The sequence below is a fragment of the Roseburia sp. MSJ-14 genome, from assembly GCF_018918225.1.
In the GTDB taxonomy this organism is placed as follows: domain Bacteria; phylum Bacillota; class Clostridia; order Lachnospirales; family Lachnospiraceae; genus Petralouisia.
The window spans coordinates 523033-539352 of sequence record NZ_JAHLQD010000008.1 but is presented as its reverse complement, the minus strand read 5'-3'; the positions used below and the strand labels follow the sequence as shown (position 1 = coordinate 539352).

13 protein-coding genes are annotated in these 16320 nt (G+C 38.0%); 12 read left to right on the top strand and 1 reads right to left on the bottom strand.

Features of this window, described 5'->3' with window-relative positions; translation table 11 throughout:
• The 11 genes from infB (at position 1) to cls (ending at position 14103) form a co-directional block, all read left to right on the top strand.
• The gene (infB, locus tag KQI83_RS04990) at positions 1 to 2697 is read left to right on the top strand and encodes a translation initiation factor IF-2 (RefSeq protein ID WP_216555163.1); all 2697 of its coding nucleotides are present in this window, start codon (positions 1 to 3) and stop codon (positions 2695 to 2697) included.
• 16 nt (positions 2698 to 2713) lie between these two features.
• Positions 2714 to 3070 (top strand): 30S ribosome-binding factor RbfA, encoded by a 357-nt coding sequence (rbfA, locus tag KQI83_RS04985; RefSeq protein WP_216555161.1) that lies wholly within the window; start codon positions 2714 to 2716, stop codon positions 3068 to 3070.
• A gap of 3 nt (positions 3071 to 3073) precedes the next feature.
• Complete coding sequence (locus KQI83_RS04980) at positions 3074 to 4021, top strand: DHH family phosphoesterase (protein ID WP_216555159.1); 948 nt, start codon at positions 3074 to 3076, stop codon at positions 4019 to 4021.
• A gap of 7 nt (positions 4022 to 4028) precedes the next feature.
• Positions 4029 to 4961 (top strand): tRNA pseudouridine(55) synthase TruB, encoded by a 933-nt coding sequence (gene truB / locus KQI83_RS04975; RefSeq protein WP_216555158.1) that lies wholly within the window; start codon positions 4029 to 4031, stop codon positions 4959 to 4961.
• Between the two features lie 9 nt (positions 4962 to 4970).
• The gene (locus KQI83_RS04970; protein WP_216555157.1) at positions 4971 to 5900 is read left to right on the top strand and encodes a bifunctional riboflavin kinase/FAD synthetase; all 930 of its coding nucleotides are present in this window, start codon (positions 4971 to 4973) and stop codon (positions 5898 to 5900) included.
• Positions 5901 to 5905: 5 nt separating this feature from the next.
• Entirely contained in the window at positions 5906 to 7537 is a 1632-nt protein-coding gene (locus tag KQI83_RS04965; protein WP_216555155.1) for a Na/Pi cotransporter family protein, read from the top strand.
• A gap of 162 nt (positions 7538 to 7699) precedes the next feature.
• Complete coding sequence (locus KQI83_RS04960) at positions 7700 to 8752, top strand: C40 family peptidase (protein ID WP_216555153.1); 1053 nt, start codon at positions 7700 to 7702, stop codon at positions 8750 to 8752.
• Between the two features lie 138 nt (positions 8753 to 8890).
• Positions 8891 to 9157 carry a 30S ribosomal protein S15 gene (rpsO, locus tag KQI83_RS04955; protein ID WP_216555151.1) on the top strand — a complete coding sequence of 89 codons (267 nt, stop codon included), beginning with the start codon at positions 8891 to 8893 and terminating at the stop codon, positions 9155 to 9157.
• A gap of 278 nt (positions 9158 to 9435) precedes the next feature.
• A complete protein-coding gene (locus KQI83_RS04950) occupies positions 9436 to 11529 on the top strand; it encodes a polyribonucleotide nucleotidyltransferase (RefSeq protein ID WP_216555149.1) in 2094 nt (697 codons plus the stop codon).
• Between the two features lie 112 nt (positions 11530 to 11641).
• Positions 11642 to 12526 (top strand): S8 family peptidase, encoded by an 885-nt coding sequence (locus tag KQI83_RS04945; protein WP_216555147.1) that lies wholly within the window; start codon positions 11642 to 11644, stop codon positions 12524 to 12526.
• A gap of 38 nt (positions 12527 to 12564) precedes the next feature.
• Positions 12565 to 14103, top strand: coding sequence for a cardiolipin synthase (cls, locus tag KQI83_RS04940; RefSeq protein ID WP_216555146.1), 1539 nt, complete (start codon positions 12565 to 12567; stop codon positions 14101 to 14103).
• Between the two features lie 10 nt (positions 14104 to 14113).
• On the opposite strand, the gene KQI83_RS04935 is transcribed toward cls, so the two are convergent.
• Positions 14114 to 15289 carry a D-alanyl-D-alanine carboxypeptidase family protein gene (locus tag KQI83_RS04935; protein ID WP_216555144.1) on the bottom strand — a complete coding sequence of 392 codons (1176 nt, stop codon included), beginning with the start codon at positions 15287 to 15289 and terminating at the stop codon, positions 14114 to 14116.
• Between the two features lie 99 nt (positions 15290 to 15388).
• Here KQI83_RS04935 and KQI83_RS04930 point away from each other — a divergent pair, with 99 nt between their 5' ends.
• Positions 15389 to 16261, top strand: coding sequence for a metallophosphoesterase (locus tag KQI83_RS04930; RefSeq protein WP_253295490.1), 873 nt, complete (start codon positions 15389 to 15391; stop codon positions 16259 to 16261).
• The last annotated feature ends 59 nt before the right edge of the window (positions 16262 to 16320 follow it).

Sequence of the window (16320 nt, the reverse complement as noted above, 5' to 3'; positions counted from 1 at the left end):
ATGGCAAAAGTCAGAGTACATGAACTTGCAAAAGAATTAGATATACAGTCAAAAGATATTATAAAATTTCTTGAAGAGAAGAATATTACCGGAAAAGTAGCAAATAGTTCCATTGAGGATGATGTGATTTCTATGGTAAAAGAGAAGTTTTCCGGTAAGACAGAGAAAACAGCAGAAACAAAGGAAACGAAGGAAACAAATAAAGAGGAAAACAAGGACAAAAAGGCAGCAGAACGCCCAAAGAAGAAGTCCAGTATCACAGCCGTTTTCAATCCACAAAATAGCAAAACTGCACCAAAACGTTCACAGCAGGGTGGAAGACAGGATGGAAATCGTCAGCAACATTCACAGAATGACCAAAGACAAAAGCAGGATGTAAACCGTCAGCAACGTCCACAGGGACAGAATGGTGATGGAAATCGTCAACAGCGTCCACAGGGACAAAATGGTGATGAAAACCGTCAGCAGCGTCCACAGAACGACCAGAGACAAAGACAGGACGGAAATCGTCAGCAGCGTCCACAGAACGACCAGAGACAAAGACAGGACGGAAACCGTCAGCAGCGTCCGCAGAATGACCAGAGACAGAGACAGGACGGAAATCGTCAGCAGCGTCCGCAGAACGACCAGAGACAAAGACAGGACGGAAACCGTCAACGTCCACAAGGCGATAGAAATAATAACCGAAATGGTCAGAACCGTTCCAATAATTCCAAGAACCGCTTTGAACAGGAAATTAGTAAGTTGAATCAGAATTCTCCTGTTCCGGCAGTAGAGGAAAGAGGAAAAGAAAGTCGCGAACGCGAAAACCGTAAGAATAATAACCAGCGTCATGAAAAGGATATTATGGGAAAGAAGCAGGAGCGTTTTGATAATTTAGAGAAGAGCACTAAAAAGAAAAAACAGCAACCTGCTCCACAACCACAGCAGAAGGAAGAAGATACCATTAAAACAATTACACTTCCAGAAAAGATGACTATCAAAGAATTAGCAGATCGCATGAAAGTTCAGGCTTCTGTAATTATCAAGAAATTATTCTTACAGGGAAATATGGTAACTGTAAACAGTGAGATTACATTTGAAGAAGCAGAAGAAATTGCATTAGAATTCAACTGTATTTGTGAAATGGAAGAAAAAGTTGATGTTATTGCAGAACTTTTGAAAGAGGATGACGAGGACGAAGCAAATATGGTAAAACGTCCACCGGTTGTATGTGTTATGGGGCATGTAGACCATGGTAAAACATCCCTGTTGGATGCAATTCGTGATACACATGTAATTGACCGTGAAGCAGGTGGAATTACACAGCATATTGGTGCATATATGGTTGAGTGTAACGGAGAAAAGATTACATTCTTAGATACACCGGGACATGAAGCATTTACTGCAATGCGTATGCGTGGTGCTAATTCTACAGATATTGCAATCCTTGTAGTAGCAGCAGATGATGGTGTAATGCCACAGACGGTAGAAGCAATTAGCCATGCAAAAGCAGCAGGAGTAGAAATTATTGTAGCTGTAAATAAAATGGATAAACCAAGTGCGAATATCGAGCGTGTAAAACAGGAATTAGCAGAATATGAATTGATTCCGGAAGACTGGGGTGGAAGTACTATTTTCGTACCGGTTTCTGCGCGTACACACGAAGGTATTGAGCAGTTGTTAGAGATGATACTTTTAACAGCAGAAATCTGTGAATTAAAAGCAAATCCAAAGAGAAATGCAAGAGGTGTTGTAATCGAGGCACAGCTTGATAAGGGAAGAGGTTCTGTTGCAACTGTTTTAGTACAGAAAGGTACTTTGAAAGTAGGACAGCCGATTGCATGCGGAAGCTGCTATGGTAAAGTCAGAGCTATGATTGATGACAAGGGAAGAAGAGTAAAAGAAGCAGGACCTTCTACACCGGTGGAAATATTAGGATTGAATAATGTTCCAAATGCTGGGGAAATCTTTGTATGTACAGATTCTGAAAAAGAAGCTAAGAGTTTTGCAGATACCTTTATTTCTGAAGGAAGAGAAAAAATGTTGGAAGAAACAAAATCCAGAATGTCACTGGATGACTTGTTCACTCAGATTCAGTCTGGTAATGTAAAAGAACTTCCAATCATTGTAAAGGCAGATGTTCAGGGTTCCGTAGAAGCCGTAAAACAAAGTCTTGTAAAACTTTCTAATGAAGAAGTAGTTGTAAAGGTAATTCATGGTGGTGTTGGTGCTATCAATGAATCTGATGTAAGCCTTGCATCTGCATCCAATGCAATTATTATTGGATTCAATGTACGTCCGGATGCAACAGCAAAAGCAACCGCAGAGCGTGAAGGCGTAGATGTTAGACTGTATAAGGTTATTTATAACGCTATTGAAGACGTTCAGGCAGCTATGAAGGGCATGTTAGACCCAATATTCGAAGAAAAAGTTTTGGGTCATGCAGAAGTGCGCCAGATATTCAAAGCTTCCGGAGTTGGAAATATTGCTGGTTCCTATGTATTGGACGGTGTATTCCAGAGAGGTTGCAAAGTGCGTATTTCTCGTGAAGGTGAACAGATTTTTGAAGGAGATTTGGCATCTTTGAAGAGATTTAAGGATGATGTAAAAGAAGTAAAAGCAGGCTATGAATGTGGTCTTGTCTTTGAAGGATTTAATGATATTCAGGAACAGGATATAGTAGAAGCATATACTATGGTAGAGGTTCCACGATAGGACTTGAGGAAAGAATATGAGAAAAAACAGTATTAAAAATACACGAGTAAACGGAGAAGTTTTAAGAGAATTAAGTAATATCATTCGTGGGGAAATAAAAGACCCACGAATCAATCCGTTAACTTCCGTGGTAGCAGTAGAAGTTGCTCCGGACTTAAAGAGCTGCAAAGCATATATCAGTGTATTGGGAGATGAAGAATCTCAAAAAGATACTTTGGCAGGTTTAAAGAGTGCAGAAGGATATATTCGGAGTAAATTAGCAAAGAATATTAATCTGAGAAATACACCGGAGATTCGGTTTGTACTGGATCAGTCTATTGAATATGGTGTAAATATGTCAAAGCTGATTGATGATGTAAATAAGGAGCAGTAAATTATGGAGAATCTGGCTTCACAGCTGGAACAGGTAGAAACAGTTGCCATTGCCGGACATGTACGTCCGGATGGGGACTGTGTAGGTTCCTGTTTAGCGACCTATAATTATATCAAAACATGGTATCCGAATATTGAAGTAGATTTGTATTTGGAACCAATCCCTAATATTTTTAAGTTTTTGAAAAATGCAGAGAAAATAAAAAATAACTGTGATTCAAACCAAGTGTATGATTTGTGTATTGTACAGGATTGTGGCGATACAGGAAGACTTGGAAACGCAGTGAAATACTTTGAAACTGCAAAAAAAACAGTATGTATTGACCATCATGTAAGTAATGCAAGTTTTGCAGATGAAAACTATATTTTTCCGGAAGCAAGTTCGGCATCCGAACTGGTTTTTGAATTATTAGAGGAAGAAAAAATCACAAAAGAGGTTGCAGAATGTATCTATGTAGGTATGGTACATGATACAGGTGTATTTCAGTATTCTTGTACATCGGCAAAAACCATGAATATTGCAGGAAAATTGATGGAAAAAGGAATTGATTTTTCCAAGATTGTAGATGAAACTTTTTATACAAAGACCTTTGAACAGAATAAGATATTAGGTCAGGCATTACTAAATAGTATGCTGTATTTAGAAGGAGCATGTATTGCAACGACTATTTCTCAAAAAGAAATGGAACATTACCATGTCTTACCGAAACATTTAGAGGGAATTGTAAGTCAGTTACGAATCACAAAAGATGTGGAAGTGGCAATATTTTTATATGAAAATGAAGACGGAACCTGGAAAGTAAGTATGCGTTCTAATGGTAAGGTTGATGTGGCGGCAATTGCGATGAAACATCAAGGTGGTGGACATGTTAGAGCAGCAGGTGCTACAATGAGTGAGACACCGGAGCGAATCATCAGTGTATTGTGTGAAGATATAAAGGAGCAACTGTAATATCGTTATGATTAATGGCATAATTAATGTGTACAAGGAAAGAGGATTTACCTCCCATGATGTGGTAGCAAAACTTCGTGGAATTCTCAAACAAAAGAAAATAGGACATACCGGAACGCTGGATCCGGAGGCAGAAGGGGTTCTTCCTGTATGCTTAGGAAAAGCAACAAAAGTATGTGATATGCTTACAGAAAAAGATAAAGTATATGAGACGGTATTGTTGCTAGGAGAAAAAACAGATACACAGGATATCACCGGCACAGTACTGGAAAAAAGAGAAGTTACCTGCACCGAAGAACAAGTAAAAGAAGTAATAGCGGGATTTGTAGGTACTTATGCCCAGATTCCGCCAATGTATTCAGCATTGAAAGTGAATGGGAAAAAGCTTTGTGATTTGGCAAGGGCAGGTATCGAGGTAGAGAGAAAACCGCGCGAAGTGCAGATTTTTTCTATAGATATAGAAAAAATTGAGCTTCCACAAGTAAAATTAACTGTGCACTGTTCCAAGGGCACCTATATCCGTACGCTTTGTCAGGATATTGGTGAAAAATTGGGGTGCGGAGGATGTATGGAATCCTTACTTCGTACGAAAGTATCTCGGTTTACACTGGAAAATGCATTGCGTTTAACACAGATAGAGCAGATTACAGCACAAGTCCGAGAAGAAAAAGGACAGGAACTTAGCACAGAAAGCTTAGGAGATGTAATTCTTAAAATAGAAGAAGTCTTTGAGGGATATCCAAAACTTAGTGTCAGAGAAGAATTTACCAAAATGTTGTATAATGGAAATGCTATGCAAGCAGAATGGCTGGTGGGATGGCAGGAAGATTTAAAACAACAAAAACTTCGAATTTATGATTCTAAGCATCAATTTATAGGTGTTTATCAATATAACGATAAGTATAAGGATATCAGACCGATTAAGATTTTTAGGGAATAGGACACAATCATGGAATACATAAAAGGAACAACAGCATTTAAAATAGAGGAACCAACGGTTTTGTCTTTGGGAAAATTTGATGGACTTCATCGAGGACATGAATTGTTAATGGATTATATGTTTCAAAAGAAACAGGAGGGATTAAAAGCAGTCGTTTTCACGTTTGATATTCCTCCAAGAAAAAGTGTGAATCATGTAGCGGCAAAGGTACTTACTACAAACGAAGAAAAAAGTCAGCTTTTTGAAAAGATTGGCGTTGATTATCTTATAGAATGTCCATTTACAAAAGAGATTATGTGCATGGAACCGGAATTGTTTATTGAGTATATGGTTAATCAACTCAATGTAAAGTGTATGGTAGTAGGAAAAGATTTTCATTTCGGTCATAATCGCCGAGGAGATTATCATATGCTTCGGCAATATGCTTCTAAATACGGATATGAAGTAGAAGTAGTAGATAAGATGCAAGAGGATGGAAGAGATATTAGCAGCACATTTGTAAGAGAACAGATAGTAGCAGGCAATATTGAAAAGGCAAATGAATTGTTGGGATATCGTTACTTCGTAGAAGGAACAATTCTTCACGGCAAAAAAATGGGAAAAGCAGTGCTTGGAATTCCCACAATTAATCTGATTCCACCAGATGAAAAACTGTTACCGCCTTTTGGGGTATATTTTTCTGTAACAGAATGGGATGGAAAAATACATCCGGGAATAACCAATATAGGGTGCAAACCCACAGTAGAAGGGAAAAATCCGGTAGGTGTAGAAACTCATATATTTGATTTTGATGAAGATATCTATGGAAAAGAAGTAAAGGTAAGCTTTATCACAAAAATAAGGGCGGAAAAAAAGTTTGAATCGTTAGAGGATTTAAAAAAGCAGATGTCACATGATGTTGCATTAGGAAAACAATATTTCAGAGAAAATCAAGGGTGAAAAATATGGAGCTTATTTTAACATTGTTAGGTGGTCTTGGACTATTTTTATTTGGAATGACTTTTATGAGTCAGGGATTACAAAAGGCAGCAGGAGCAAAACTTCGTAGTATTTTAGAGGTGATGACCAAAAACAAAATTGTTGCAGTTATTTTTGGAGCATTATTTACGGCTATTATTCAGTCGTCAGGTGCGACTACAGTAATGGTAGTTAGTTTCGTTAACGCTGGAATCATGTCGTTAGCACAATCTGTAGGAATTATATTTGGTGCGAATATCGGTACAACAATCACTTCTCAGTTAGTTGCATTTAATTTAACCGGAGTAGCACCGTTTATTTTGTTTGTAGGTGCCGTTTTCATGATGTTTGGAAAGAAGCCTATGGTAAAGAAAATCGGTGAGGTAATTCTGGGATTTGGTGCGCTGTTTATGGGAATCAGTATGATGAAAGATGCCATGGCAGATTTAAGAAATTATCAATCTGTACTTCATGTATTAGGAAGTCTTGATAATCCATTACTTGGAATTTTAATGGGAACTGTAATTACAGTTATTGTACAAAGTTCTTCCGTTACCGTTAGTATTTTATTATTAATGGCAGGACAGGGATTGATAGACCTTTCTGTTTGTTTCTATGTAATCTTGGGATGTAATATCGGTTCCTGTACACCGGCGGTTTTAGCAAGCTTAGATACAAGAAAAGAGGCAAAACGAGCAGCGTTAATCCATGTAATGTTTAACGTGTTCGGAATGGTGATTATCGGATTGCTGCTGGCGTTAGGAATGCAATATTTCGAACCGTTTATTTTAAAAATATCAGGTTCTGACGTAGGAAGATGTGTGGCAAATGCCGATACATTGTTTAAGACTTTCCAGACAATTTTGTTCTTGCCGCTATCGTCACAATTTGTGGCATTGACAAAGCTGATTATTCCGGGAGAAGATAAAGAAAATCAGGACTATCAACTCATGTATATTGGAAAACAAAATATTTTCTCTCCATCTACTGCTGTAGTAGAAACAACACAGGAAATTGAACGTATGGCAAAGATGGCATATGACAATTTGGAATTTTCTATGGAAGGCTTTTTTGATGGTTCACAGGAAAAGATTCAACAGGTATATGAAACCGAAAAACAGATTGACTTTTTGAGTCATGAAATCACAAATTATCTGGTAAAGATTAATCAGTTGCAGCTTCCTGTTACAGATGCAGAAAGAATCGGCGGGTTGTTCCATGTAGTAAGTGATATCGAAAGAATTGGCGATCATGCGGAAAACATTGCAGATGCGGCAATCAAATGTATCGAAGATGGAATTTCCTTTACTAAGAAGGGAACAAAAGAAATTTTAGAAATGCATGAAAGAGCGATGCGCATTTTCAAAGAATCCATGGAAATGTTTATTACACAGAATGCGGACATGCAAAATGAAATCATGGAATTAGAAAACAGCATTGACCGTATGGAACGTGAGCTTCAGCAGAATCATGTAAAACGTATGGCAAAGGGAAAATGTTCTCCAATGGCAGGAATTATATTCACAGACCTGGTGACAGGATTGGAACGTATCGGAGATCATTCTACCAATATTGCATTTTCTATTTTGGAGAAAGATCCAGAAGAAGCAACCATATAAATATTACATAAATGTTACGAAATACTTGACAATGTAATTTTTTGTTGATATAATAACAACGAAAAACAGTAGAGTATCATAAATATTCTACTGTTTTTTGTTTACGCAATTAGCGAAAAATTTGAGTAGTAACCAGCGGGAGAGTCAGCACGGAGGTTAAATATGAGATATGAAGTGAAAAAAATAATTGCAGCCTGTATGACAGGCGTTACAATTTGTAGTATAGTTCCTACTTATACAGAAGCAGCAAATGGAGTAAATGCAGGAATTACCGCTGTATTAGGTGAGAGCCTTGTCAGTGGTGCAGGTGTGGGAATATCTGCGGTAGAGGCACAGAATACAACAGCTGCAAATCCGGATGCCACAGCAATTACGATATGTGGATATACAAATCTTGGAATTGCAAATGTTGACAATCATTTGAATATTCGTGAAGGTGCCGGGGAAGATTATGATTTGGTAGGAAAGTTACCAAAGGATGCCGGATGTGAAATATTAGGTACCGAAGGAGAATGGACCAAGATACAGTCAGGTGATGTTACCGGATATGTAAAAAGTGAGTTTTTATTTACCGGAGATGTGGCAGCACAAAAGGCAGAAGAAGTGAAGTCTACGATGGCAACTTCTAATACAATGACTTTAAATGCAAGAACCGAACCCAATACAGAATGCAGTATTTGGACAACCATAGCTGAAGGCGAAGAATTACAAGTATTAGAAGACTTAGGTGATTGGATAAAAGTAGATGTAGATGGTGATGAATGTTATGTTGCAAAAGAATTTGTAACTTTAGCAGAAGAGTTGCCAAAGGCGATGACATTAACAGAACTTCAGTATGGACAGGGTGTATCGGATGTTCGTGTAGATATGATACAATATGCATGTCAGTTCGTAGGGAACCGTTATGTTTGGGGCGGCACAAGCCTTACAAACGGAGTGGATTGTTCCGGATTTACGATGAGAATTTATGAAAAGTACGGTATTTATTTACCTCATTCATCTAAAGCACAGGCGAACTGCGGTACAAGAATTGATGCTTCACAGGCAAAACCGGGAGATTTGTTCTTCTATGGAAGTGGTAAGAGCATCAGCCATGTTGCAATGTATATCGGCGGTGGACAAGTTGTACATGCAAGTTCAGCAAAAACTGGAATTAAAATTTCAAATGCTTTTTATCGTACACCGATTTGTGTTGTTCGTTTATTAAATGATTAAAAGTGCTTTACAAGCATAGAATAACTATGTTATAATGCATTGGTGTGAGTAAGCCCATATTCAGTAATCGGACACTCCAACCATTACTTAATATGCACAGTAACAGGGCGATTTTAAGAATTAGAGGAGGTTATCATTATGATAGCAAAGGAAAAGAAACAGGCAATCATCGCTGAGTACGGAAGAACACCTGGAGATACAGGTTCACCAGAAGTACAGGTTGCTATTTTAACAGCAAGAATTCAGGAGTTAACAGATCACTTAAAAGAGAATCCAAAGGATCATCATTCCAGAAGAGGACTTTTGAAAATGGTAGGTCAGAGACGTGGTTTACTTGCATACCTGAAGAAGGTTGATATCGAAAGATATCGTACATTAATTGACCGTTTAGGTATCAGAAAGTAATTTTCTGGCGGTTATAGAAAATAGAGCGGAGTTCCGCTCTATTTTCATAACTATGAAAAACACACTTTGCGAGTGTTAGAAGCTATCGCAGTACTTGTCAAGTCTTCATACAAGCACTGAAGTTTTTCGTTACTCGTGTAGAGGAGAAAAATTGGCGGGAGGCACTTCCGAGACCACTGAGATGTACATAAATACTTGTGTGTAACTCAGTAGTTTCGGTCTCTTCTGCCATAACGGAGGACAATGTCTTCCAGAATATATATGAAGGAGATAGAAGAATGTTTAAACAGTTTACAATGGAACTTGCAGGAAAAACTCTTTGCGTAGATATCGGAAGAGTAGCTGCACAGGCAAACGGAGCTGCTTTGATGCATTATGGCGATACTGTAGTACTTAGTACTGCAACTGCATCAGAAAAGCCAAGAGAAGGAATTGACTTTTTCCCATTAAGTGTAGAATATGAAGAGAAATTATATGCAGTAGGAAAGATTCCGGGAGGATTTAATAAGAGAGAAGGAAAAGCATCTGAAAATGCAATCTTAACTTCTCGTGTTATTGACCGTCCTATGAGACCATTATTCCCGAAAGATTATAGAAATGATGTGACTTTGAATAACTTAGTTATGAGTGTAGACCCGGAATGTCGTCCAGAAATCGTAGCAATGTTAGGTTCTGCTATTGCAACAAGTATTTCTGATATTCCATTTGCCGGTCCATGTGCAATGACACAGGTGGGGATGATTGACGGAGAATTTATCGTCAACCCAAGTCAGGAACAGTGGAAGAACGGAGATTTGAACTTAACGGTAGCTTCTACTGGTGAAAAGGTAATTATGATTGAAGCAGGGGCAAATGAGATTCCGGAAGCAAAAATGATTGAAGCTATTTATATGGCGCATGACATCAATCAGAAGATTATTGCATTTATCAATGAAATCGTAGCCGAAGTTGGAAAACAAAAGCATGAATATACCAGTTGTGCAGTACCAGAAGAATTATTTGCAGCAATTAAAGAAATTGTACCTCCGGAAGCAATGGAGAAAGCTGTTTTCACAGATGTAAAACAGGAACGTGAAGAAAATATCAGAAAGATTACAGAGCAATTAGAAGAAGCATTTGCTGATAATGAAGAATGGCTTGCTGTATTAGGAGAAGCAATTTATCAGTATCAGAAGAAGACTGTTCGTAAGATGATTTTAAAGGATCATAAGCGTCCGGATGGACGAGCTATCAATCAGATTCGTCCATTGGCAGCAGAAGTAGATTTGATTCCAAGAGTTCATGGTTCGGCTATGTTTACCCGTGGACAGACTCAGATTTGTGATGTTGTAACATTAGCGCCGTTATCAGAAGTACAAAGAATTGATGGATTAGATGAAAATGAAGTAAACAAACGTTATATGCATCACTATAATTTCCCTGCATATTCTGTTGGAGAAACAAAGCCAAGCAGGGGTCCTGGACGTCGTGAAATCGGTCATGGTGCATTAGCAGAAAGAGCATTGGTACCGGTTCTTCCTACAGAAGAAGAATTCCCATATGCAATTCGTGCAGTGTCCGAAACATTTGAATCCAACGGTTCTACTTCTATGGCATCTACCTGTGCTTCTTGTATGGCATTGATGGCAGCCGGTGTACCGATTAAAAAGATGGTAGCAGGTATTTCCTGCGGTTTGGTAACCGGAGAAACAGATGAAGATTATGTAGTACTTACCGATATTCAGGGCTTAGAAGACTTCTTTGGAGATATGGACTTCAAGGTAACCGGTACACATGATGGTATTACAGCTATCCAGATGGATATTAAGATTCACGGATTAACCAGACCAATCGTAGAAGAAGCAATCGCAAGAACAAGAGAAGCAAGGCTTTATATTATGGATAATGTAATGTCTAAGGCAATCGCAGAGCCAAGAAAAGAAGTTGGCAAGTATGCACCAAAAATTGTTCAGATTCAGATTGACCCGGCTAAGATTGGTGATGTAGTTGGACAGCGTGGAAAGACAATCAATGCAATCATCGAACAGACAGGTGTAAAGATTGACATTTCTGATGAAGGAGCAGTTTCTGTTTGCGGTACAGATAAAGAAATGATGGACAAGGCTGTAAAGATGATACAGATTATTACTACGGACTTTGAAGAAGGACAGATTTTTGTAGGAAAAGTCATCAGTATCAAAGAATTTGGTGCATTCCTTGAGTTTGCTCCGGGAAAAGAAGGAATGGTTCACATTTCTAAGATTTCAAAAGAACGTATCAATCATGTAGAAGATGTTTTGACATTAGGAGACATGGTAAAAGTAGTTTGTCTTGGAAAAGATAAGATGGGAAGAATCAGTTTCTCTATCAAAGACGTTCCGGCAGAAGCATAAAAGGAAAAAGGTAAGAGGTTTGTTTTCAGATAGAAAACAGACCTCTTTTTATGTATTTTACATAGCCCCGGTAAACTTTTTTGCATATAGTAATAGAAAAAGGAAAATAACAATGGACAGAGTAAGAAGGACTATCAGTGCGAATCAGGCATATCGTCGCGGTTATTATGGTGAAGGTGTTGGGGTTGCAGTTTTAGATACGGGGATTTTTTTACATCAGGACTTTGAAAAAAGGGTGGTATGTTTTCGTGATTATATAAATGGAAGAACAAAGCCCTATGATGACAATGGACATGGAACTCATATTGCCGGTATCATTGGCGGAAACGGTAGTATTTCCGGTGGAAAATATATGGGAGTTGCACCAAAAGCACATTTTATAGTTGTAAAAATATTGGATCAGAAGGGAAACGGAAACACCGAAAATGTAGTAGAATCCATTCGATGGCTGGTTGCTGAAAAAGTAAAATATAAAATCCGAATAGTGAATATTTCCATTGGAATGGTATTAGAAGCAGAAAGTTCAGAACGAAGAAGATTGCTTCAGGCAGTAGATTATGCCTGGGATAATGGAATTGTAGTTGTGGCGGCAGCCGGAAATAATGGCCCGGGAGAGAATAGTGTAACGGTTCCGGGAATTTCAAGAAAAATTATAACCGTAGGATGTTGTGATGATACCAAAGAACAGATTGGTGTTTCCAGACTAAAACCAGACTATTCCGGTCAAGGACCTACCGATCATTGTGTTGTAAAGCCGGAATTGGTGGTTCCGGGAACAAATATCATCAGTTGTTCTATAACAGGGGAATATGTTAAAAAAAGCGGGACCTCTATGGCAGCACCGATTGTCAGTGGTTGTGTGGCAATTTTGCTTTCAAAATATCCGCGATTTTCCCCGGCAGAAGTAAAACTTCGACTTTATGAAAGAGCCTTAGACTTAGGAATGGTGCCGTCGAAACAGGGGTGGGGAATGGTAGACATTGGAAGATTATTGTGATAAAGTAGAAGAGATAATGTACATGAGAGGATGGTTATGTGAAGAAAATAAAGAAACTTTTAATGGGAAGAACTATGATTGTAGCCATGGCAATTCTCATACAGTTATTATGGCTATTATCGCTTTTGAATGGTGTTATGGCGAAATATTCGTATGTAGATACGATTGTACAATTAATTGCGGTTATTGTGGTTTTGGTCATAGTAAATAAAAGAAGTAATCCCTCATATAAGATTGCCTGGAGTTTTGTGATACTTTCCATTCCTATTGTGGGATTGTTGATATATTTTATCTTTGGACGTTCTGAAATGACTAGAAGAACAAGAAAAAGAATGGAAATAATTAACCGAGAACTTGAAAAAGAACTTCCGGATGGAGGTTCATACATGGAAGAAATACGCCAAAAGGATAAGAGTATTTATAATCAGGCAAAATATATCAGTGATTGGGCAAATTTCCCGGTATATGGAAACACAGAAACAAAGTATTATCGTGTTGGAGAAGAAATGTTCCCTGACATATTGGAGGCATTAAAAAGCGCAGAACACTTTATTTTCATGGAATATTTTATCGTGGAAGAAGGCGTAATGTTTAATCAGATATTAGATATTTTAAAGGAAAAAGCAGCGGTTGGGATAGATGTGCGTTTTATCTATGATGATTTCGGCTGTGTTACCACACTGCCGGCAAGATATTATGAGACTATGCAGTCCTTTGGTATAAAATGCGTAAAATTTAATCCGTTGTATCCGGTGATGTCCGTAATTATGAATAATAGAGATCATCGTAAAATTTTAGTGGTAGATGGCAAAATTGGATTTACCGGAGGAATCAATCTGGCAGATGAATACATTAATGCCATTGAACGATTTGGATATTGGAAAGATACGGGACTTCGCTTAAAAGGGGAGGCTGTCTGGAGCTTTACAGTAATGTTTTTAGAAATGTGGAGCTATATTACAAAAGAAATTGAAAAAGACATTGTTTGTTTTAAACCACAGGTATATCAAAAAGAAAAAAATGAGAATGATGGGTATGTGCAACCATATGATGACAGTCCATTGGATCATGAAACTTCCGGTGAAAATATTTATCTGAATATGATTAGCCGTGCGAAAGATTATGTGTATATTTTTACGCCATATTTAATTCCGGATCATGAAATGATTAAGTGTTTGGAAAACTCAGCTAAAAGTGGCGTGGATGTGCGGATTATTATGCCGGGAATACCGGATAAGAAAATTATCTATTGGATGGGACAGTCTTATTATGAAGAATTGTTGAAATGTGGCGTGAAAATATATCAGTACAAACCAGGGTTTGTACATGCAAAATGCTTTGTTTGTGATGATGAGATTGCTACCGTTGGAAGCATTAATATGGATTACCGGAGTTTATACTTGCATTTTGAATGTGGAGTATGGATGTACCAGTCAAAGGCAGTCATGCAGGTAAAAGAAGATGTATTGGATACCTTGCAACAGTGTGAAGAGATTACCATGGAATTCTGCCGGAAAAGACCGGCAGTTATCCGTACAATGTTAGGTGTTTTAAAAATATTTGCACCATTATTATAAAAATTTAAAATTAAGACATAAAAAGAGCATCCAGTGTCCATTTAAAGTAATCACGGAAGGTAGCTTTTTTTACAGAACTTTGAAAGAGAATATTAACAGAGCCGATTTCTTTTCCATTGAGCTTATAAACTGCTTTTCCAGCAATAGAGGATTTCTTTTTAGGAGCGGAAATTGTCTTAGGAAGTTTTAGTTCTTTCGTAATTTTAGAAAGGTCCGCACCGGATACATCCAAGTAAGAAAATTCGGATTCATAGGCGATTGCCACAGAGTCAGAGACACCGCCGGTAACCGGTAAGTTCGGTAATTCGTCTTGATTTTCGTCATGATAGATATTGCATTTTCCAAATCCATAATTTAGAAGCGATACGGCATCCTGAAAGCGAACTTTATAGTCAGGAGCTGCCATCACCACAGCAATAAGTTCCATATCATCCCGTTTGGCAGTTGCGGAAAGACAATATTTCGCCTGTGAGGTGGAACCGGTTTTAAGTCCGGTGGCATATTCGTACTGTTTAATGAGTTTGTTTGTGTTAGTCAAGCCAAACTCCGAGGAACCTTTAGCCGTTACATGGGTAATGGTATCCATCCAGACAGTACAGTAATTATGTATTTGGGGATATTTTGTAATCAGTTCACGAGACATTAATGCTACATCATAGGCAGTAGTCATGTGACCATCGGTATCAAGTCCGCAGCAGTTTACGAAAGTAGTATCTTTCATACCAAGACTTTTGGCGCGTTGATTCATTTGGTTTACAAATTCCTGTTCACTACCACAAATATATTCAGCCATAGCCACACAGGCATCATTAGCACTTGCGATGGAAATACATTTTAACATGGTATCGACTGTTTGGGTTTCCCCGGGCTCTAAAAACACCTGGGAACCGCCCATACTTGCAGCGTAATCAGATACTGTAACCGTATCATCTAAAGTGATGGTTCCTTTTTCTAATGCATCGAAGATAAGAATCATAGTCATGATTTTGGTAATGCTGGCTGGGTGAAGAGAGGTATGGGAATCTTTTTCATAGATAATTTGTCCGGTAGAAGATTCCATTAATACAACGGAGGGAGCAGAAATATTTAATTCTTCGGTAGAAGTCTGAGCAGGCGTTTCAGCGGTAAAAGAAAGAGAAGTAAACAACATGGATGCTGATAAAAATAGCGATAAAATACAACGCATGGCATAACCTCCAAATATTATAATACAGTTTAAGCAGGATACTTGTCTGTTATTCTTGTTTTTTACAAGTATGTAATTATAAGAGAGAAAGGTAGTAAAATGATAAAAATACTGATAGTTTTAATTTTACTTGTGGTAGTCTTTGTGTTCTGGCAAAGATGGGAATTAACAAAGTTTGAAGTAAATGATTATGTGATAGAATCAGAAAAGATAAAAGAAGAACAGCATGCAGTTGTAATTGCAGACCTTCATGGGTTTTCCTATGGTGAACAAAATCAACGCTTATTGCAACAAATAGAAAAACGCCATCCAAAAATCATACTTATTCCGGGGGATTTAATTGTATCAAAATATTCGGAGACATTTCACGTTGCACTGGAATTTCTAAAGAATTTAGTACAGATTGCACCGGTATATTATAGTTTCGGAAATCATGAAACACGTTTGCGTGAAGAAAAAAGAAAAAATCATAAGGCGTTTGAAACATATATGTCAGAAGTAGAAAAATTAGGCGTAAAAGTTTTAAATAATGAGAGTGTTTCGTTAAAGGACTGGGAGGGAGTGCGCATTACCGGATTAGAACTTCCCATAGAGTATTATGAAAAAGGAAGAATTGTATCGATGGCAGAAAATGATCTGAAAGATTTTTTACCCAAGCCGGCAGGGGAGGCTTTTGGTATTTTACTTGCGCACAATCCGGCTTATGCGCAGCAGTATGCTGCATGGGGAGCGGATGTGACTTTTTGCGGGCATAATCATGGTGGCTTGATACGAATTCCGGGAGTAGGAAGCCTATTGTCTCCACAGCTCACTTTTTTTCCGAAATACGATGCAGGAAGATTTGAATTTGGAGATAAAAATGTGATTGTAAGTCGTGGGCTTGGAACCCATACCTTTCACATTCGTATATTTAATCGGGCAGAGTTATTAGACATCCGGTTTGTACCTCGAAATTCACGAGAGTGCATATAAAAATTTCTTGAATTTTCTTGAAACAGAAGGTAAAATAGAGGATGTTAGATATTATGGGA